Consider the following 20362-nt stretch of genomic DNA (forward strand, 5'->3'; position numbering starts at 1 on the left):
CATGTCGCGCGTGGTATTCCCCTTTCGGTTCTCCGGGGTGCGAAGCTGGTCTCGTGCAGTTGCGGATCGAGGGCTTCGACCTGCCGGGACGCGTGGCGGACACCAACCCGGCCGGCCCGCCCTATCCGGCCGTCCACGTCGGCATCCAGCGCCGCGACGAGGTGATCTCACTCGTCCCCGGGGATGCGGAGTCCGCGGTCTGGCAGGTCGAGGTGACCACGAAGGACGGCCCGGACTTCGGCGGGCCGTTCATCCACGGGAAGCGCGGGGCGCGGTTCGTGTACCTGTCGTGGGGGACCGTGGCGTCCGGCGTCTTCCACGGCTTCCGGCGCGCGAAGATCCACCCGGCGGACGCGGGGGACGAGCTGATCGCGGCGGCGGTGACGGGGCGCGGCGTGCTGGTCGCACGGCTCGGCCTGACGGACGCGAAGGGCGGACCGATCTGCGCCACGGTACGGCCGCCGCACGTTGCGTGGTCGGTTCAGCCCCTCGTCTGAGCGTTCCTCGGCGCGGCCATCGACCGGATGCGCGCGGCCAGCGCCCGGCTCGTGCCGGCGAACCGGCTGACGAGCAGCTCGGCCGCGTCGTCGTCGATCGCGTGGCCCGGTGGCCCGGCCTCGTGCAGGCGCAGGATCGCGTCGAGGCCGTCCCGGTCCCAGGTGTCGACATCCCCGGAGACGGCTCGGTACAGATGGTTCCTGAGGTCACGGTCGAACCTGGCGCCCCGGCCGAGGTGCGCGCTCACACAGCGCAGGAACGCGGCCCCGGCCAGATCCGGATCGATCTTGTTGAGGACGTACAGCACCGTTTCCGGATCGGCGTCCCGATCGGTCGCCAGCTGGTCGAGCAGCAGCCGCCTGGCCCGGCTGGACCTCGAGACCACGATCCATCTCCGGTAGACGGCCGCCCGCTGCGCCGGTGTCAGCCCGTCCGAGAAGAGCAGCCGGAGAATCATCCCGGGCGGCGTCGTGAACCCGTCCTCCAGCCGGCTGACGTTGCCGCTCTCCTCGTGGAGACCGGCCTCGAACAGGGGATCGTTCAGGTGCTGCTGCAGATCGTCGTCGTCATGACAGGTGAAATGCGCCTCCCTGCGCAGATGCGACATGGAGTCGATCCGCGGCGGGTGCTCCTGGAACACCCAGTGCAGATCCACGGTGGGCGGCGCCGCCACCGGTATGTCGGTGAGACGCATCACGACGTCGCGCACTCCGTGCTCGTCCATGACCCGATCGAGCGCCACCAGGTCGACCAGCCCGCTGAAGCCGCTCGACGACGGCTGCGAGCGCCACAGGCGACTGTCCTGCCGCCACGCGCGGATCGGCGTCTCCCGCCCCCGCGCCGCATCGCCGCCGGTCAGACGGGACGCGGTGACCGGCGCCACGCTGAGGATGAGCAGCAGCAGATTGGCGGTATAGGCGGCGATGCTCCCGGGCACGGTGAGGAACTGCGGCGTGTATCCGGCGAAGGCACGTGGTGAGCGCGGCAGCTGCGCCGTCCGGTAGACCTGGGTCAGCAGGTCCGCCCACTCCGCACGCGCGGCGTCGTCGAGCGCGGAGGCCATGTCCCGGAGAAAGATCACCACCTGCCGGCGCCAGCCGAGCGGCGCGAAGGACAGCAGGGCGTGGAGCAGGTCGTCGTCGACGGCATTGCCGGTATGGAACGTGGTCACCCGTTCCCGGGCGACCAGCTCCCCGACGATGCTGTGGATCAGGCGGGCGGCCAGGTACTCGCCGAAGGTGGCGTGCAGGAACTCATAGGACTCCAGCCGCGCCCGGCCGAGGGTGGCGCGGGCGCGGTGCACGAAGAAGAACGATCCGAGTGCCAGCTCCGACGTCTGCAGCGGCGCACGCAGGCCGTCGGCACCGGTGGACGCGGGGCCGGCCCCGCTGAGGCCGGGCAGCGCCTGCATGTCCGATTCGAGCTGGTCCTGCGTCACCCACTGCGCACCCCGGTTGAGCATCGCGAACGCGACCACGCTCAGCCGTCGCAGCTCGGCCTCCACCCGCCTGGCCACCTCGCGCGGCGGCAGCCCGTGGGCGATCTTCTCCACCTCGCGCCGCGCGAACCGGGCCAGCAGGCGCTCGTACAACTGGTCGGGGCGCAGCGCGCCGGCGGACCGCAGCGCGTTCCCCTCGGCGTCGTAGAGCGCGAGCATGAGCAGCAGCAGCGGCTGCGAGGCCAGCTCCGGATATCGCATCACGGTGTCCAGCGAGATCGGCGCCACCTCGCCCGTGAACCGGGCCGCGTTCGCCCGGTTCCAGACGCCGAGCCAGGCCGCGACCCGGGACTCGTCGAACGGCTCCAGCCGCAGCGCGACCGTGCCGTCCGGCGCCTGTGCACGATCCGCGACGCTGGTCCTGCTGGTGACGATGACCGCGACCGGGCGTCCCTGATCCGCCTCGCGCCGCTGGAGCCGGGCGACCTTCTGCAGATAGTCGGTCTGGTTGGCGCCGGTGGCCTGCAGCAGTTCGTCGAACCCGTCCAGGATGATCAGCGGCAGCGCGTCCCCGGCCGAGCGGGACAGCGCCGGCCACTCGACGCGGTCACCGATCGTGTCCCGGATCGCGTGCTCGATCTGGTCCTGGAGGTCGGCGGCGGCCGGGACCGCACGCAGCACGACCAGCACCGGCAGGAAGTCGGACGGCGGCAGCTGGGCGGCGAGGATGCGGGTCACGACGGACTTGCCCGAGCCCGGCTGGCCGAGGACCAGCAGCGGCCCGGCGACCGCCTCCGGCGACGTGAGATGGCGGGTGAGGAACGCGAGCAGGTCGTCCCGGACCGGCCGTCGCTCCCACCAGTCCTCATTGCTCAGCGCGGACGTCGCGGTGACCGCGGAGGCACGGTACAGCTGCGGCAGGAACGCCTCGGCGAGCGTCGGCACCCGCAGCCCCGCCGGTATCTCGCCGGACGGCGCGATCGGCTGGCGCATCGCGGCCCGATAGGCGACCGCCAGTCCGTGGCGGCGCTCGTCCGGGGCCCGGCCACCGGCGATCGCGTCCAGCGTCTCGCGGAGCGCCTCCAGCCCCGTGGTGACGTCGCGGAGGCGCTCGTGGGTGGCGGCGTGCTCGCGCAGGCCCGCCCAGAACGCGACCTCGGGGAAGTCCACCGCCAGCCGCCCGAGCAGACTCTGGTACCGGGCGATCGCGGGCCCCGGCACCGCCGCGATCGCCGCGAGTACCTGGGCCCGTGCGGTCTCGTCGAGCCGCTCGAACGCCGCCAGCCCCTGCACGAACGCGGAAACCGCGCCTGCCAGGCTCTCGTAGTGGTCGGCCAGCTCTTTCCGGAAGTCCTCGTGTGCCTGGGCCGCCCCGGGCACCGGCGCGGACGCGCCGTCGAGCAGCGCGTGGGGGTGGGCGCTGCCGCGGAACCGGCCGCCGTCGTGCGGCGGTGAGCTGCTGCGGGACAGTGACGTCTGCTCCTCGGCCGTCAGCTCGAGGTCGCCGTGCGGCAGCGGCGACCCGGCCTCCGCCATCGCCTCGAAGAACGCGGTCACCGCGATCACGGCGTGCGCGGCCTCGAGGCGCCGGGTGCGTTCGACGCGGGAAAGCCCGGAGCGTTGTTCGGTCAGGCGGGTGACCAGGTCCGCGGTGACGCGGCTGAGCTCGGCCTTGGCGTCGAACCATCCGAGGACGTCGCGGAACGGGCCGACCAGCGCGAGCATCCCGACGCCCAGCAGCGTGTCGATCACCTTCACGATCTTGCTGCGGTCGCCACCGAGAAGCGTGACGGCATCGTCGTAGCTGATGGTTCTGGACACGTTGGCAGTATCGCTTATGGACACCGTCCGGTTACGCACCGGCGGCTCCGGTGCGGGCAGCCCGCTATGCGTCGGCCAGGACGTCGGTGATGAGGCGGTGCAGGTCGGTGGCCTCGCGCGGGTCCGTGTCGATCACCTCGGTCAGGACGAGCATCGCCTTCCAGAGCACCCAGCCCCGCGCCCGCGCCCACGCACCCTCGTCGTGCCCGACCGCGGCCCGGAAGGCCCGGCGGCTCTCGCCGGCGAAGAACGTCCAGGTGATGACCAGGTCGCAGGCCGGGTCGCCGACGCCGGACGTGCCGAAGTCGATCACCGCGGCCAGCGCGCCGTCGCGGACCAGCAGGTTTCCGGAGGCGATGTCGCCGTGGAACCAGACCGGTGTGCCGGTGAAGTCGGCGGCCAGTGCGTCCGCCCAGACCGCGGCTGCCCGATCCGTGTCGATGTGTCCCTTCAGCGTGCGGAGACAGGCCCGGGTCTCGTCGTCGTAGAACGCGGGTGGCGCGCCGCGGTGCCAGCTGTGCGCGCCGGCCGGCGGGCCGCCGTCGGCCGGGCATCGTTGCAGCGCCAGGAGGAACGCGGCGACCTGTTCCGCGAACCGGGGCAGGTCGGCCGGCGGCGTGGCCATCGCGGTCGTGCCGGAGAGCCAGTCACGGACCGACCAGGGGTACGGGTACTCCGCAGACGGCACGCCCGCGCCGCGCACGGACGGGATCGGCACCGGCAGGTGCGGGGCGAGCCGGGGCAGCCACTCGTTCTCCTTCGCGACCGCGGGCACGTACCCGGGCGCGGTCGGCAGTCGCACGCTCATCGTGTCGCCGAGCCGGTACGTCCGGTTGTCCCAGCCGTCCACCTCGACCGGCCGGATCGGCAGCGCGGCCCACTGCGGGAACTGTGCCTCGATCAGCCGTCGTACCAGTGCCGCGTCGATGCCCGCCCGTCCGTCCATTCCAGAGATCATGGTCGTGCGGGGGCCGGAGCGCCAGTCGCCACGGAGCGTGCGGCCAGCACGATCACGGCGGCCAGCACGACCGGGATGCCGAGCGCGACCGGCAGTCCGGTGAGCGCGGCGCCGCCGCCGATCAGGACCGGGCCGGCGAAGAACCCGAGCCAGCCGATGCTGGCCGCGCGGGCGATCGCGCGCGCCGGACGGTCCGGGTTGCGCGCGCCGGCCGCGGAGAAGACCTGTGGCGCGATCGTGGACAGTCCGGCGCCGAGGCAGCCGAAGCCGGTCACGCCGGCGACCGGGTGGCCGATCAGCAGCGCGATGCCGAGGCCGGCGGCGGCGAGCAGCCCGCCGGCGCGGACGACGGTGACCGGGCCGTAGCGGGCGGTCAGCGGGTCACCGGCGAGGCGTCCGGCGGTCATGGCGGCGAAGAACGCGGCGTAGGCGCCGGCCGCGAGCGCCGGGGAGCCGCCGAGGCTGTCCCGGACGTAGACCGTGCTCCAGTCCGCGGCCGCGCCCTCGCCGATCAGCGCGCAGAACGCGAGCGCGCCCAGGAGCAGTACGCCGTGCAGCCGGCCGGACTCCTGTCGTACCCCCGTGGCAGTGTGGTCTTGTCCGTGGACCTGCCAGCCGGAGGAGACCGCCCAGGCCGCGACCGCGGCCATGACCACCGCGACGGAGGCGAACGTGACGGCCGGTCCGGCGCCGGCCGCGGCGAACGCGCCGCCGGCCGCCGCGCCGAGGAAGCCGCCGACGCTGTAGGCCGCGTGGAAGGAGGACATGATCGGGGAGCCCCAGGCCCGTTCGATCTCGACGCCGCGTGCGTTCATGGCGACGTTGAGCGTGCCGTGCACCACGCCGAAGACGAAGAGTGCGGCGGCGAGGGTGGCCAGGCCCGGCGCGAGCGCGACCGGGATCAGCAGGAAGCCGTCGAGGACCGCGACCGCGGTGAGGACCCGGCGGGTGCCGTGCCGGTCGACGAGCGCGCCGACGAGTTGCATGCCGGTGATCGCGCCTGCGGCCAGCGCGAGGAGTGCGAGGCTGAGCAGGCCGTCGGTGAGGGCCAGGCGTTCCTTGATCGCGGGGATGCGTGCGGTCCAGGCGCCGATCATGGTGCCGTAGAGCAGGAAGAGCAGCGCGGTCGCGAGTCGGGCTTTCTTCACGCCGTAAACATATCGAAGGAGGGAACACTGTGGAGGTCACGCGGGAGCAGGTGCTGGGATTCCGGATCCGGGCGCAGCAGCTGGACCGGGCGCCCGGGACCGGCACGGTCGCGGACACGGCGGTGCTGGACTACGGCGTGCAGGACACCGGGCCGGACGGCGCGGCGTGGGCGCTGACCGTGCGCGGGCTGGACGATCATGCGGATCTCAGCATGCTGTGGACGCTGCGGGGCGGGCCGCATCTGTACCGGCGGGCGGATCTGCCGGACGTGGCGGCGGCGGTGGCGCCGTTCTCGGACGAGGACGCGGGCAAGCGGATCTATGACGCGTCGAAGCCGCTGCGCCAGGCCGGGATCGGCAACCTGGAGGGGCTGGACCAGGTCGCGGCCGCGCTGCGGAAGATCGTGACGAAGCCGACCGTGAAGGGTGATGCGTCGGGGCGGCTGAGCAAGGTCTTGGACGCGCCGCACCTGCGGGCCTGCAAGCCGTGCGGGGTGACGCACGCGTGGGAGATGCCGTTCCGGCTGGCGGCGATCCGGGCCGGGCTGGAGTTGCAGCCGGGCACGTCGCCGCCGGTGTTGCAGCGGATTCCGGGGTTTTCTCCGGCGAAGACCGTCAAGCCGCAGTTCGACGTGATCCGGACGTATCTCCGGCTGCTCGGGCCGGCCACGCCGAAGCAGGTGGCCGCGTTCCTGGACTCGCCGGTCAAGGAGGTGACCGCACGCTGGCCCGCCGACGTCACCAGTGTGACGATAAATGGGCGGAAGGCCGACATTCTGGCCGAGGATGCGGAGGCGCTGACCGCAGGCCCGGCCGAGGCCACCCGGCTGCTCGGCCCCTACGACCTCTTCCTCCAGGCCAAGGACCGTGACCTGCTGGTCGACGACCCGGCACGGGCCAAGGAGATCTGGCCCGTGCTCGGCCGCCCTGGCATCGTGCTGGCCGACGGTGACCTGCTCGGCACCTGGCGCCCCCGCAAACAGGGCAAGAAGTTCCGCCTGGAGATCACGCTGTGGGCGCCGATGGACCGCACCGCGATCGAGGAACAGGCCGAACGGCTGGCCGCCTTCCGTGGCGTGCAACTGACCGGCCTGGACCTCACGGACTGACCGTCACCCGGCCGCGTTCCCGGTGTAGTTCCACGACGCCAGCCGCAGCGCCGGCGCGCGGTACGCGGTCCCGAGCCGGTCCCCGGGCTGCCCGGTCGCGGCCGCGCCCACGCCGAGCACCGCGCCCGGACCGAGCGCCTGCGGGTACGACTGCGTGAACCGCAGGTTCTGCACCGGCCGGGTGACCTGCCCGTCCTCGATCAGCCACAGCCCGTTGCGGGTCAGGCCGGTCATCACCAGCGTCTTCGGGTCGAGCACGCGCGTGTACCAGTTGTCCGTCACCAGCAGCCCGCGCCCGACCTGCGCGACCAGCGCGGCGACGTGCGAGTCCGCCTCCGGGCCGTCCACCTCGTCCGCCGGCTGCCGCGTCGGCGCCCGCAGGTGCAGGCACGAGCCCAGCGGGCCGAACCCGGCGTCGCTGTAGTGCCCGGTCGCGGCGCCGCCGGCCAGCGCCGCGGTCGCCCGGTCGTGCAGCACCGCGCGCACGGTGCCCCGGGACACCAGCGTGAGCGTGTCGCGTGGCGTGCCCTCGGCGTCGAACGGCAGCCCGCCGCCGCCCGGCCCGACCGGGTCGTCCAGCAGCGTGATCGCGTCGTCCAGCTGGGTCTCGCCGAGCCGGGCGAACGACAGGCCCTCCGCGTACCCCCGGCCGTTGAATCCGTAGTGGCCGAGGCAGGTCAGCACGTCCGTGACCGCGGCCGGTTCGAGCACCACCTCGTAGCGGCCGGGCGCGAGCGGCTCCGGGCGGGCGGACGCGCGTGCCTTCACCGCGGCGCGGGCGCCGAGCCGGGCGCCGTCGATCTCGCCGAGGCGCACGGACGCGTACCGGGCGACGCCGTCCGAGGTGCCCGTGCGCGCGATCCCGTCCAGCGCGGCCTCGGTGGTGCCGCCCTCCAGGGTGTGGCCGAGCGTGTTCGCGTACGACGCGCGGTAGGCGGTGGTCGACACGAACCCGGCCGTCTCCAGGCCGCCGGCCGCGCGCACGAAGTCCCGCACCCGGGCCGCCCGGTCCGCCGGCGTGGCGGCCGCGGTCTCCGGGTCCTCGTTGCCGGGCGACGTCGGCGCGGTGGGCGGTGTCAGCCCCGGCCAGGCGCGGTCCGCGGGCGCGCCGGCCAGCGCGGTGCGGGCACGGTCGACCAGCGAGTCCAGGTCGTGGCCGGTCAGCGCCACGGTGCGTCCGTCGCGGTGCACGCGCAGCCGGACCTGGTCGGTCTCGGTGGCGATGTTCTGGTGGATGGCGGAGCCGGCGAACCGGGTCAGCCCGCGCGTCACCCGGCGCACCACGACCTCGGCCTCGGCGCCGGGCAGCGCGCGCGTTACCGTCTCCAGGAACTCAGGGCCGATCATCCGCGCACCCCCACCCGCACGTTCTGGAACCGGGCCGGCGCGGCCGGATGCCCGGTGTGCCCGACCTGGGTGGGCTGGCCCTTGCCGCAGTTCGGCGTGCCCCACTGGACGATCTCGGAGGAGAGCATGTCCATCGAGCCCCAGAACGACGGGCCGATCCCGGTGTACGTGGGATTGCGCAGCATCCGCCCCCGCTTCCCGCGCTTGATCTCCCAGCCGATCTCCGTGCCGAACTGGAAGTTGAGCCGCTTGTCGTCGATCGACCAGGAGCGGTTCGTCTCCATCATGATCCCGTCGTCCGTGGCCGCGATGATCTCGTCGAGCGTGTGCGGGCCCGGCTCCAGGCCGACGTTCGTCATCCGGACCATCGGCAGCGACAGCGCGCCGTCCGCGCGGACGCTGCCGCCGTAGGGCAGCCCGGCCACGCCCGCGGAGTCCCGGCCGGCCAGCACGCCGACCCAGATGCCGTCCCGGACCGCGTCGCGCGCCACGGCCGGCGAGCCCTCGTCGTCGTAGCCGAACGAGCCGAGCGCGCCCGGGATCGTCGGGTCGATGACGATGTTGAGCAGCGGGGAGCCGTAGCGCAGCTGGTGCAGCTTCGTCAGATCGAGCCAGCTGGTGCCGGCGAACGCGGCCTCCCAGCCGAGGATCCGGTCCAGCTCGATCGCGTGCCCGATCGACTCGTGGATCTGCAGCGACATCTGCTCGTCGCCGAGGATCAGCGTGGTCTCGCCGGCCGGGCAGAGCGGCGCGGTGAGCAGCGCGCGGGCCTCGTCCGCGATCCGGGCCGCGTGCGCGCCGAAGTCCAGCTCCTGGATCAGTTCCCAGCCGCGCGTGCCGTACTGGCCGCGGTACGAGGGGTAGGAGCGGCGCTGTGTCTCGCCGTCGCCGATCACGGTCGCCCAGATGCCGCCGCCGCACTCGCGGATGCGCTGGTCGATGCGGTGCCCCTCGGAGGAGACGAACCACTTGGCCGTGTCCCAGATCTGGTAGACGCCCTCGGCCAGGTCCGCGCCGGCCGCGTGCGCGGTCTTGGTGGCGCCGGACAGCAGGTCACCCTTGTCCGAGAGCGGGACGGCCAGCGGGTCGATCTCGCACCCGCCGGCCCAGCTGTCGATGCTCGCGGCCGCCGCGGACAGCTCCACCCGCCGCCCCGGCACGGTCGCCGAGGCCTCCGCGATCTCGGCCGCGACCCGCCCCGCCTTCCGTGCCGCTATGTCCGACAACTCGGAAATGGCGTAGAAGCCCCAGGAGTCGCCGACCAGCGCGCGTACGCCCAGGCCGGCGTCCTCACGCTGGGTCAGCTCCTCGATCTCGCCGTTGCGGGCGCGCATCGACTCGTACCGCCGATGCATCACCCGCGCATCCGCGTAGCGGGCGCCGGCGGCCAGCGCCGCCTCGACCGCCGATTGTGCCTCGTCGAAGTCGCTCATGGACCCCAGGCTATTGGTTCTGCTCTTGATCCACATCCTGATCCGCGTCCGGATCGATCTCCTCCGCCGCCTCGCCGCAGCGGTTCATGCTCTCCAGGCGGAAGAACCCGCCCGGCTTCTTCGGCGGCGTGTGCTCAAATTCCACACAGTCGCCGACATTCACGCCCGGAACCTTCTTCTGCACCGTGATCTGCTCGAAGCAGTACTCGGCGCCGGTCTCCGCCTCCACGCAGACCTTCGGGTCGATCGAGATCACCGTGCCGGTGCTGCCGAGCGGGGTGGGCGCGCACGCCGCAAGGCCGGCGCCGGCGAGCGCGAGGACCAGCAGGCGGGCGATGTCGTGTCCAGCGGACAAGGCTTTCCTTTCACCGACGTGCGAGTTCAGGCGGCCTGCCGCCGGACGATGGTCACGATCCGGCGGCGTGCCGCACACCGTCATACGCATGATGGGGCGTCCAGGGATGAGTGCGTGCGGACCGAATTTCCGGGAAGCCTCAGAGCAGGCCGGCGCACAACGAGGAGTGGACCGGACGCGCCCGCTCCAGCAGCTGGGGGCGACGGCAACGCGCACCTCGTACCACCGATGGTTGTAGGTTTGCGGGGTGGATCTGGAGACCGTGCGGACGTTCGTGACGGTGGTGGACGCAGGGCGGTTCCAGGACGCGGCCGACGTGCTGTCCGTCAGTCAGCAGGCGGTCTCGAAGCGGATCGCGGCACTGGAACGGGACCTCGGCGTGCCGCTGCTCACCCGTGCGCCACGCGGTACCACGCTCACCATCGACGGGCAGGCGTTCCTGCCGCACGCGCGGGAGCTGCTGAGGGCCGTCGACCGGGCGGCGGCGTCCGTGCGGCCGGGGAGCCGTCCGCTGCGGATCGACGTGATCGCGTCGCGGCTCGCGACCACGGGGATGATCCGCGACTTCCACGAGGCGCACCCGCGGATCGCGCTCGACGTGGTGCAGCTGTTCGACCTGGAGGCCGCGGTGGCGGCGATCCGGGCGGGGACGATCGACGCGTCGTTCCGGGCGGTCGGCATGCCGGGGCAACTGCTGCCGGAGGACGTCCGCGCGGTCCGGGTCCTCGACGAAGCGTTGCAGCTGCTCACCGGGCCGGACCATGCGCTGGCCGGGGCACGATCGGTCACCGTGACGGAGCTGAGAGCGCACCGGATCTGGATGCCGGGGATCGCGCCCGGGACGGAGTGGGCCGCCTACTACGCGGCGCTCGCGGCCGGGTTCGGGCTGACGATCGAGGCGACCGGGCCGAACCTGGGGGCGGACGCACTGCTCGACACGGTCGCGGACACGCCGGCGCTGGCCACGATCATCGGGGAGCGGACGCGCCTGGTCTGGCCGGACGGTCACGGGCTGCGGCGGATCCCGCTGACCGACCCGGCGCCGGTCTATCCGCACTCGCTGCTCCGGCACCGCGACAACCGCCACCCGGCGCTGGACGCGCTCCGCGACCACCTCGCCGCGGGCAGCCCTGCGCTCGACCGGCCCGGGACCTGGGCGCCTGGCCGTCAACTGGCGTGAGATGGGCACGTCGTGCCCGAAATTTTGTGACATAGCCTCCGCGGGCCGATCGCGGCCTCACTCCGGCGCGGAAAGCTGACCGGGCGACAGGTACCGACGAGAGCCAGAGCCGAAGGATGGTCACTCTGCGAGGCTCCACCCGGAGTCCTCCGCAAGCGCGGCCGTCACATCACCGTGTGTGGATCATTGACGTCTGCGAAATGGCGGTCGGGGAGCGCTTGTGGCAGCCATTTCGCAGACGTCAATGATCCACACACGCGTGCGGGCGGCCTGCGCGGAACGCCGGCGCCGGTCGCCGGTCGCCTTATGGTGATATTTCGGGCATGGAGTGCCCGGTTGATCGAGCCAGGCGCGGACTTCACGATCAGAAGGCTCGGAAGATCAAAGTTCGGAAGATCAAATTCCGGAAGATCATTTTCCCGCTTCCGGCGTGGTGCGGCCCGCATGCTCCCGCGGGCAAACCTCGGGGCGGGCAAAGACTTCGCTGGCGCTCCGCTTTGCCCGCCCCGTCGGAGCCGGTTCGCGCGGGTCGGCCGGCCCGCGAGGCGCCGTCGAAGCGGGATCGGAGAGGTTTCGCCATGGGCCACAGGCGTGCCTGCCGGGCATCGCCCAGGCCGGGCGGGCACGGTGGCCCGGTCAGTCGTGCTCGCCACGGCGGCCGCGCTTGATGTTGCCGCGCTGCTTCTTCGCGGTCAGGCGGCGTTCCACCGAACCCTTCGTCGGCCGCGTCGCGCGGCGCTGGCGGGGCGGGGCCGCGACCGCGCCGGCGATCAGCGCGGCCAGCCGCTCCAGCGCGGCCTCGCGGTTGCGCAGCTGGGAGCGGTGCTCGGACGCCGCGATCGTCACCACGCCGTCGACCAGGCGGCCGCCGAGCCGCTGCATCGCGCGCTCGCGCAGCACCGGCGGGAGCACGGCGGACGCGCCCAGATCCCAGCTGAGCTCCACGCGGCTGTCCGTGGTGTTGACGCCCTGCCCGCCGGGGCCGCCCGAGCGGGAGAACCGCCAGCTCAACTCCGCGGCCGGGATGACCAGCCGGTCGGAGACGTGGAGATCATCGGTCATGCGCTCCACGGTAGTGGGCGGGCCCTGCGGCCCGCCCACCCGGAGGTCTCAGCCGCGGGAGACCGGCGAACCGAGCTTGGACACCGCGACGGACGCGGGCACCCCCTCGCTCGCCGGGACCGACGTGTCCAGCAGGCCCAGCCGCCGGATCGCCGTACGCGCCACCACCTGCTGCGTGGTCGTCACCCGCTCGGCACGGCCGTTGCCGACGAACGACACGAACCAGTGCCCGATCGTGGAGACGCGGTTCTTGAAGCCGACCAGGTAGAGCAGGTGCACGGCCAGCCACATGAACCAGCCGATCACGCCGGTGAAGTGCATCTTCCCGGTGCTGGCCACGGCCGAGAACCGGGAGATCGTGGCCATGCTGCCCTTGTCGTAGTACCTGAAGGGCTCCGGTGCGGGCTTCCCGGCCAGGCGCCGCTTGATGGTGTCGGCCGCGTACCGGCCGCTCTGGATCGCGACCTGTGCCACGCCGGGCAGCCGGTTCAGCGACATCATGTCGCCGAGCGCGAAGATCTCCGGGTGCCCGGGGACGGTGCAGTCCGGATTGACCAGGATGCGCCCGGCCCGGTCCGTCTCCGCGCCCGCGGCCTCGGCCAGCTTCTTCGCCAGCGGCGGCGCGGCCACGCCGGCGGCCCAGATCTTCGTGGCCGCCTCGATGCGCTTCGCGCCGCCGACGGTCTCCACGTCGATGCCGCCCTCGTCGACGCCGACCACCTTCGTGCCCAGCTCGACCTCGACACCGATCTTGTGCAGCTGCCGCAGCGCCTGGGTGGACAGGTGGTCGCCGAAGCTCGGCAGCACCGCGTCGACGGCGTCGACCAGTATCACCCTGGCCCGCTTCGGGTCGATCCGCCGGAACTGTCCGGGCAGCGTGCGGTGGGCCAGCTCGGCGATCTGACCGGCCATCTCCACACCGGTCGGACCGGCGCCGACCACGACGAACGTGAGCCAGCGGTCGATCGCCTCCTGGTCCGTCTCCAGCTCCGCCATCTCGAACGCGCCGAAGATCCGCCCGCGCAGCTCCAGCGCGTCGTCGATGCTCTTCATGCCGGGCGCGTTCTCCGCGAAGTGGTCGTTGCCGAAGTACGACTGGGACGCGCCCGCGGCCACGATCAGCGAGTCGTAGGGCACCTGGTACTCGATGCCGGTCGTCGCGGTGGCGGTCACCGTCCGCTGCGCGACGTCCACCTCGGTGACCCAGCCGAGCAGCACCTCCACGTTCTCCTGCTTCTTCAGGATCTCCCGCACCGGCGGCGCGATCTCCCCTTCGGACAGGATCCCGGTGGCGACCTGGTAGAGCAGTGGCTGGAACAGGTGGTGCGTGGTGCCGTTGATCAAGGTGACGTGCACGTCCGCGCGCTTCAACGCCTTCGTGGCGAAGAGCCCGCCGAACCCGGCGCCCACGACGACAACCCTGTGTTGATCACTCATGGCTCTTCCTTTCCCCCGAAGACCCCAGCGCTCACGCTACGGTCTCCTCGTCCCCCGATGGGCGGTAAACGCCCATCTACTTCCCAAGGTCAAAAGCCTTCAAGACCTTTTCTTCCCACTTTCGTGGTGGTCCGGCAGCGTTGCTCCCGCGGGCACCGGTCGTCGCATGAGCGGAGCGTTCACTCCGGTTAGGGGCGGGTGGCCGGGGCGGTAGTGGGCTCCCTGCCAGCATCGCCGTTGGTCGCTGAGAAAACCCACACCGCCCCTGTCAGTGATCGGGGCGGTCACCGGCCTCCGGGGTGGCGGTGGCGGGCGCGGCGGTCGCGTAGACGACGACGTTGTCCACGTACGTGCGGGAGATCTGGTCGTAGGCTCCGCCGCAGGTCGCGAGCCGGATCGTGGGGGCGTCGGTGGGGCCGTAGACGCGCTCCGTGGGGAACTCCGCCTTGGGGTAGCGGCGCAGACTCGTGACCGTGAATACGACCGTGACGCCGTCCTCGCGGGTGACCAGGATCTCCGCGCCGCGGGTCAGGTCGGTCAGCCGGTAGAAGACGCCCCGCCCGGTCTCGACGGAGTCGACGTGGCCGAGGATCACGGCCGGGCCGGTCTCGCCGGGCGTGACGGAGTGGCGGTACCAGCCGGCGTCCGCGGTGCCGGTCAGCGGCGGGACCTCGACCGTGCCGTCCGGGCGCAGGCCCAGCGACAGCAGCGACGAGCGGACGCCGATCGCGGGGATCTCCAGCGTTGCCGGGACGCTGCGGGGGAGCGGGGTCCAGCGTGGAGCGCCGCCACCCATGCGCGCGCCGGTCGCGGGCGGCGCGGGGACGATCGCGCCGGTCTCGTCGGACGTGGTCGGGGCCGGGAGCAGCCATCCCTCGCCACGCGGATAGGACGGTTCCGCACCGGGCGGCGATGCGGGCTCCCCATCACCGGGCGAGGCCGGGTCGGCGCCGCCCGACCGGTGCTCGTCGGTCTCCAGCTCCGGGAAGCCGGTGGCGTGCACGCGGGCGGACTCGGCCGTGCCGGCCGCGGCCTCCTGGCGGGCACCCTGGACGGTCAGCACGGTGCCGGCGAGTGCGAGCACGGCCGCGACCACCGCGATGTGGGGTCGCAGCCGTGCCCGTACCTCATTGCTCATCTAGTTCCGTTCAGGCGCGCGGCCGGCGCCGGACCGCGGCGACGGTGGCGACACCCGCGGCCGCCAGCAGCGCCAATCCTGCCATCAGCGTGCCGTTCAGGCCGTTGCCGCCCTGCGGGCCGACGCCGGTGTCCGGGCCGCCGTTCGGGTACGGCGCGCCGGTGGTGCCGCCGGGACCGGGCGTGGTGGCCGGCCCGCCCGTGGGGTTCCCGGTCGGACCCGGGGTCGGCGTGCCGGTCGGCCCACCGGTGGGCTCGCCGGTCGGCCCGCCCGTCGGAGAGCCGGTGCCGGTCGGGGTGACCGGCGGTGACGGCTGGCCGGACGTGGTCGGGTAGCCGCCGGGCACGGTCGAGGTCGGCGTCGGCGTGGCCGGCGGGCCGGTCGTGGTGCCGGGCGTGCCGGAGCCGCCCGGCGTCCCGGGCGTCGCCGTGGCGGTGGCCGTGGTGCCCGGCGAGGGGGAACCGGACGGGTACGCCACCGGGTCGCCGTCGCCGCCGCGGCAGAACGCCAGCAGGAGCAGCAACAGCAGGAGCAGCAGAATCACGCCCACGACGGTGATCCAGGTGGTCCGGCGCCGGCCGCCGCCGGCCGCGCCGTACGCCGGTGGCGGGGTGCTGGGCGGCGGGGTCGGTGGCGGGCTCGCCGGCGGGGGATTCGTCGGCGGGGGTGTGTAGTCGGACATGCCGATGCCTCTTCGCAAAAGTCGGCGGAACAGAAAGGTCGCTTGTGGAACCGCGCAATGGTCCCAGCACACGGTGACGCATGGTGTCCAGCAGCCGACACGAATCGGTCACGTCTTCACCGAAAGCCTGTTCGCGTCCCGCCCGCTCAGATCGATGAGCACGCTGCCGAAGAAACACGCATGAGCGAGCACGACGAGCGGTCGCGGCTGGCCGCGCTGCACGAGTACGGCCTGCTCGACGCGCCCGCGGACGACGAGCTGGAGGCCGTCGTGCGCGTCGCCGCGCTGGTCGCGGGCGTGCCGAACGCCACGCTCAACCTGATCGACGAGAACCGGCAGTGCCAGCTGACCACGACCGGCTTCGACGGCGGCGACTCCGCGCGCACGGACTCCATGTGCGCGATCCGCCTCCTCGAAGGCAGAACGGTCGTGGTGCCGGATGCCGGCGAGGACCCGGTCTACCGGGACAACCCGTGGGTGACCGGGCGGCTGGCCGGCGTGCGCTTCTACGCCTCCGTCCCGCTGGTCACGCCGGAGGGGCACGCGCTCGGCACGCTCTGCGTCTTCGACGACGCGCCGGGCACGCTGACCGGCGCGCAGATCGACCGCCTGCAGGACCTCGCCCGGGTGATCCTGGCGCTGTTCGCGCGCCGCCGCGAGGCCCGGATCCGCACGGACCTGGCCGCGGAGGCGGAGTCGGCGCGCGCGGTGGCCCAGCGGGCGCTTCGCGAGGCCGAGTCGCGACAGCAGCTGCTGGATGCGGTGCTGGACAGCGTGGACGTGGCGATCGTGGCCGTGGACCCGTTCGGGCGGCTGGCGCTGTTCAACCGCGCGGCCCGCGAGTGGCACGGCACGGACGCGGACGGCTCGCTCGGCCCGGACGAGCTGTCCGCGTCGTACGCGCTCTACGAGACGGACGGCGAGACGCCGCTGACCCTGGAGAACATTCCGGCACTGCGGGCGCTGCGCGACGGCGCGGTCGACCACGCGGAGATCGTGATCCAGCCGCCGGACCGCCCGGCGCGGCGCGTGTCGGTGACCGGCCGCCGGATCGAGGCCGCGGACGGCATCCCGCTGGGCGCGGTGGTGGCGATGACGGACGTGTCCGCGGACCGCGCGCACCGCGCCGAGATGGAGGCCGCGCACGCCGCGCTGAACGCCACGGTCGCGGAGCTGGAGCGCTCCAACACGGAGCTGACGAACTTCGCCGCGGTCGCCGGCCACGATCTCGCGTCGCCGCTGGCCGTGGTCGCCGGCTACCTCGAGCTGCTCGCGGACCTCTACGGCGCGCAGCTGGACGAGCAGGCCCGAGGCTGGGTGGGCACGGCCGCGCGCTCGGTGGTGCGGATGCAGGCGCTGATCCAGTCGCTGCTGACCTACGCGCGCGCCGGGCACGCGCCCACGGTCCGCCGGCCCACCGATCTCGCGGAGGTGCTCGGCCAGGCCATGGTCGACCTGCGTACCACGATCAAGGAAAATCAGGCGACGGTACGCCCCGTGGGCGCGCTCCCGCACGTCGACTGCGACCCCACGCTGGCCCGCCAGCTGCTGCAGAACCTGGTCGGCAACGCGATCAAGTACCGCTGCCCGGAGCGGCCGCCGCTGATCGAGGTCAGCGGCGAGGAGACCGGCGAGGGCGTGCTGGTCCGGGTCGCGGACAACGGCATCGGCATCCCGGCCGCGCACCGCGAGCGGGTGTTCGACATGTTCGCCATGGTCGACCCGGCGAAGGCGACCGGGCACGGCATCGGGCTCTCCACCTGTCTGCGGATCGTGCAGCGGCACGGCGGGCGGATCCGGGCGGAGGAGACGCCGGGCGGCGGCACGACGATCGTGTTCACGCTTCCGGCCCGTACCCCCTGATGGTTTGTGGTGTTCTGGATCTCAGGTGGTGTCCGGAGCGACCGATAGGGAAGACGTGCTGAGAGCTTGGGTGCGGGCCATCAGGTCCGTCCTGCCGCAGGGGCGGCCGCTCCCCGGGGAGGCCTGGGAGCGGCGCCATCGCGTGATCCTGTGGGTGCTCGGGTTGCACGCGGTCGCGCTCTACGTCTTCGGCGTGATGCGCGGCCGGGACGCGGCGGACGCGCTCGTCATCGTGTTCCCGCTGGTCGTGGCCGTGGCGCTGGGCGGATATCGCGGGCTGTCCCGGCGGTGGCGGGCGTCGATCACCACGCTCGGGCTGATGGGCTCGTCCGCGGTGCTGGTCGGGCTGGCCGGCGGGCAGACCGAGGCACACTTCCACTTCTTCGTCATGCTCTTCGTGATCGTGCTCTACCAGGAGTGGGTCACGTTCCTGCTGGCCACCGCGTTCGTCCTGGTCGAGCACGCGGTCGTGGGCGTGTTCGCGCCGCACGACGTCTACGCGCACGACGCCGCCAGGACCGAGCCGATCAAGTGGGCCGCGATCCATGCGCTGTTCATCGCCGGGGCCGCGGTCGCCGCGATCGCGAACTGGCGGATGACCGAGTCCGCGCAGGACATGAGCAAGGCCGCGGCGGACGAGCTGGCGCACCAGGCCAGCCACGACGCGCTCACCGGGTTGCTCAACCGTGCCGGGTTCGACCGCCGGCTGGCGGACGCGATCGTGGCGTCCGGCTCCGCGCCGTACGCGCTGTGCATGGTGAACCTGGACCGCTTCCGGCTGATCAGCGAGGCCGGGCGGCACACGCAGGGCGACGAGCTGCTGCGCCGGGTCGCGGAGCTGATCACGGAGCTGGCCGGCGACGACGCGATCGTGGCGCGGCTGCGCGGCGACCGGTTCGGGCTGCTGATCCCGGCCACCGCGGACGAGGGCGGCGTGACGGTCGCGGAGCGGATGCGGCGCGGCGTCGCGGACCTCGCGTTCCAGGTCGACGGCCAGGCGGTCGCGCTGACCGCCAGCATCGGCGTGGTGCCGGTGACGCCGCTCGCGGTCGGGCCGGAGGAGCTGATCATCGCGGCGGAGGCGGCCTGCTACACCGCGAAGGAGCGCGGCCGGGACCGGGTCGAGGTGTACCGGGCGGACAACGCGGCGCTGGCCAAGCACCAGGAGGAGATGGACTGGGCCGGGCGCCTGGTCACCGCGCTGCGCGACGACCGGTTCGAGCTGTTCTACCAGCCGATCGCGCGCGTGCCCGGGGCCCGCGTGCAGGACGGTGACTACCAGTTCGGTGAGCTGCTGCTGCGCATGCGCACGGAGGAAGGCAAGATCATCCCGCCCGGCCTGTTCCTGCCCGCGGCGGAGCGGTACGACCTGCTGCCGGCCGTGGACCGCTGGGTGGTCGCGCACGCGTTCGAGGTGCTGGCCGCGCACTACCAGGGCTATGCGGCCGTGGTCCCGGACGGCAAGATCGGCGACCACTGGTCGATCAACCTGTCCGGGCCGTCGATCGGCGACGCCGAGTTCATCGACTACGTGCAGGCGCAGCTGGCCATCTCCGGCATCCCGGCGGAGCTGATCTGCTTCGAGATCACCGAGTCGGTGGCGATCACGGACCTGCGCGCGGCCGCGGAGTTCATCTCCCAGCTGCGCAACCTCGGGTTCCGGTTCGCGCTGGACGACTTCGGCACCGGGCTGTCCTCGTTCACGTACCTGAAGAACCTGCCGGTCGACTTCCTCAAGATCGACGGCGCGTTCATCAAGAACCTGGTCCACGACGAGCTGGACCGCGTGATGACCCGCACGATCAACGACCTCGGGCACCAGATGGGCCTGTCCACGGTCGCGGAGTTCGTCGAGGACCAGGCCACGCTCGCGCGGCTGCAGGAGATCGGCGTCGACTACGCGCAGGGGTACGGCATCGCGATGCCGGGGCCGCTGTCGGAGTGGCTGCGCACCCACCCCGCGGGCTCCGGCGCGGATCTCGGGCTGGCCACGGCCTGATCGGTGTGGCTCGTGGTGACCACCCGCGGATCCGCCGGCCGCGGGAGCGCGCGGAAGGTGACCACCCGGGGAGCGGGAACAACGGGTCCTGGTTCCCGCGCTCTTCCGGTGTGCCTAGAGTAGTTGAGTGATCAACTTTTCTGCGAAGCATGACGCGCTGCTCCGGACCGTGCCGTTCTCCGGGGAGCTGGCGGACGAGACCGTCGCCTACGACCACGACGGCGTCGCGCTGGAGGGTTTCCTGACCGTCGACGCGGCCGTGAGCGGCCCGCGCCCGGCCGTGCTGGTGCTGCACGACTGGACCGGGCCGCAGGAGTACACGCGGCTGCGCGCCCACATGATCGCCCGGCTCGGCTACGTCGCGTTCGCGGCGGACCTCTACGGCGCGGGCATCCGGCCGACCGAGATGGCGGACTGCCAGGCCGAGGCCATGAAGTACTACGGCGACCTGCCGCTGCTGCGCGCGCGTGTCCGGGCCGCCTACGACGTGCTCGCGGCCGACCCGCGCGTCGACGCGTCCCGGATCGTCGTCATCGGCTACTGCTTCGGCGGCTCGGCCGCGCTCGAGTTCGCCCGCACCGGCGCGGACCTGGCCGGCGTCGTGTCGTTCCACGGCGGGCTGATCACACAGGAGCCGAGCGACGCGGCCGCGATCACCGCGCCGATCCTGGTGCTGACCGGCGCGGCCGACCCGGTCGTCCCGGACGCGGACGTGGTGGCGTTCCAGTCCGAGCTGCGCGACGCGGACGTCGACTTCGAGATCGTCAGCTACGCGGGCGCGCCGCACGCGTTCACGCTGCCGGAGACCCCGGCGTACCGGGAGAAGGCCGACATCCGCAGCTGGGCACGCTTCCGGGACTTCCTGGACGAGGTCGCGCTCGTACGCTCGTGACC

Annotated in this window: 16 protein-coding genes; 6 read left to right on the forward strand and 10 right to left on the reverse strand. The window is 72.8% G+C overall.

The window, feature by feature from the left end:
• Window positions 1-53 precede the first annotated feature (53 nt).
• The gene (locus OP04_RS04895; RefSeq protein ID WP_033338432.1) at window positions 54-497 is read left to right on the forward strand and encodes a DUF5990 family protein; all 444 of its coding nucleotides are present in this window, start codon (window positions 54-56) and stop codon (window positions 495-497) included.
• On the opposite strand, the gene OP04_RS04900 is transcribed toward OP04_RS04895, so the two are convergent.
• The 3 genes from OP04_RS04900 to OP04_RS04910 all read right to left on the reverse strand — a co-directional run bounded on the left by OP04_RS04900 (window position 482) and on the right by OP04_RS04910 (window position 5863).
• On the reverse strand, window positions 482-3757 hold the full coding sequence (locus OP04_RS04900; protein WP_051797101.1) for an NACHT domain-containing protein: 3276 nt from the start codon (window positions 3755-3757) through the stop codon (window positions 482-484). The genes OP04_RS04895 and OP04_RS04900 overlap by 16 nt on opposite strands.
• Before the next feature lie 64 nt (window positions 3758-3821).
• Complete coding sequence (locus OP04_RS04905; RefSeq protein WP_198153720.1) at window positions 3822-4703, reverse strand: aminoglycoside phosphotransferase family protein; 882 nt, start codon at window positions 4701-4703, stop codon at window positions 3822-3824.
• A gap of 8 nt (window positions 4704-4711) precedes the next feature.
• Window positions 4712-5863: an MFS transporter gene (locus OP04_RS04910; protein WP_033338267.1), complete on the reverse strand. Its 1152-nt coding sequence runs from the start codon at window positions 5861-5863 to the stop codon at window positions 4712-4714.
• A gap of 29 nt (window positions 5864-5892) precedes the next feature.
• Here OP04_RS04910 and OP04_RS04915 point away from each other — a divergent pair, with 29 nt between their 5' ends.
• Window positions 5893-6972 (forward strand): winged helix DNA-binding domain-containing protein, encoded by a 1080-nt coding sequence (locus OP04_RS04915; RefSeq protein ID WP_033338268.1) that lies wholly within the window; start codon window positions 5893-5895, stop codon window positions 6970-6972.
• Window positions 6973-6975: 3 nt separating this feature from the next.
• Here the strand turns inward: OP04_RS04915 and OP04_RS04920 are convergent, their stop codons facing one another.
• From OP04_RS04920 to OP04_RS04930, 3 genes are read right to left on the reverse strand one after another with little or no spacing between them, the layout of a single operon-like run.
• On the reverse strand, window positions 6976-8319 hold the full coding sequence (locus OP04_RS04920) for a metallopeptidase TldD-related protein (RefSeq protein ID WP_033338269.1): 1344 nt from the start codon (window positions 8317-8319) through the stop codon (window positions 6976-6978).
• Window positions 8316-9752 carry a TldD/PmbA family protein gene (locus tag OP04_RS04925; protein WP_033338270.1) on the reverse strand — a complete coding sequence of 479 codons (1437 nt, stop codon included), beginning with the start codon at window positions 9750-9752 and terminating at the stop codon, window positions 8316-8318. The genes OP04_RS04920 and OP04_RS04925 overlap by 4 nt, the downstream gene beginning before the upstream one ends.
• A 10-nt stretch (window positions 9753-9762) precedes the next feature.
• The gene (locus OP04_RS04930) at window positions 9763-10197 is read right to left on the reverse strand and encodes a hypothetical protein (protein ID WP_157239296.1); all 435 of its coding nucleotides are present in this window, start codon (window positions 10195-10197) and stop codon (window positions 9763-9765) included.
• A gap of 157 nt (window positions 10198-10354) precedes the next feature.
• On the opposite strand from OP04_RS04930, the gene OP04_RS04935 reads away from it, so the two are divergent.
• Complete coding sequence (locus OP04_RS04935) at window positions 10355-11287, forward strand: LysR family transcriptional regulator (protein WP_033338272.1); 933 nt, start codon at window positions 10355-10357, stop codon at window positions 11285-11287.
• A gap of 636 nt (window positions 11288-11923) precedes the next feature.
• Here OP04_RS04935 and arfB read toward each other — a convergent pair.
• The 4 genes from arfB to OP04_RS04955 all read right to left on the reverse strand — a co-directional run bounded on the left by arfB (window position 11924) and on the right by OP04_RS04955 (window position 15606).
• The gene (gene arfB / locus OP04_RS04940) at window positions 11924-12349 is read right to left on the reverse strand and encodes an alternative ribosome rescue aminoacyl-tRNA hydrolase ArfB (protein ID WP_033338273.1); all 426 of its coding nucleotides are present in this window, start codon (window positions 12347-12349) and stop codon (window positions 11924-11926) included.
• A 48-nt stretch (window positions 12350-12397) separates the two neighbouring features.
• Window positions 12398-13786 carry an NAD(P)/FAD-dependent oxidoreductase gene (locus OP04_RS04945; RefSeq protein WP_085066231.1) on the reverse strand — a complete coding sequence of 463 codons (1389 nt, stop codon included), beginning with the start codon at window positions 13784-13786 and terminating at the stop codon, window positions 12398-12400.
• A 268-nt stretch (window positions 13787-14054) separates the two neighbouring features.
• Window positions 14055-14924 carry a class F sortase gene (locus OP04_RS04950; protein WP_051797102.1) on the reverse strand — a complete coding sequence of 290 codons (870 nt, stop codon included), beginning with the start codon at window positions 14922-14924 and terminating at the stop codon, window positions 14055-14057.
• Window positions 14925-14934: 10 nt separating this feature from the next.
• Window positions 14935-15606 carry a hypothetical protein gene (locus OP04_RS04955; RefSeq protein WP_033338274.1) on the reverse strand — a complete coding sequence of 224 codons (672 nt, stop codon included), beginning with the start codon at window positions 15604-15606 and terminating at the stop codon, window positions 14935-14937.
• Window positions 15607-15786: 180 nt separating this feature from the next.
• On the opposite strand from OP04_RS04955, the gene OP04_RS04960 reads away from it, so the two are divergent.
• From OP04_RS04960 to OP04_RS04970, 3 genes are all read left to right on the forward strand, one after another.
• Window positions 15787-17469, forward strand: coding sequence for a sensor histidine kinase (locus tag OP04_RS04960; RefSeq protein ID WP_033338275.1), 1683 nt, complete (start codon window positions 15787-15789; stop codon window positions 17467-17469).
• A gap of 70 nt (window positions 17470-17539) precedes the next feature.
• Complete coding sequence (locus OP04_RS04965) at window positions 17540-19468, forward strand: putative bifunctional diguanylate cyclase/phosphodiesterase (RefSeq protein ID WP_051797103.1); 1929 nt, start codon at window positions 17540-17542, stop codon at window positions 19466-19468.
• A gap of 127 nt (window positions 19469-19595) precedes the next feature.
• Window positions 19596-20360 (forward strand): dienelactone hydrolase family protein, encoded by a 765-nt coding sequence (locus tag OP04_RS04970; protein WP_232323480.1) that lies wholly within the window; start codon window positions 19596-19598, stop codon window positions 20358-20360.
• The last annotated feature ends 2 nt before the right edge of the window (window positions 20361-20362 follow it).

This window comes from Catenuloplanes japonicus, from assembly GCF_000717135.1.
GTDB lineage: Bacteria > Actinomycetota > Actinomycetes > Mycobacteriales > Micromonosporaceae > Catenuloplanes > Catenuloplanes japonicus.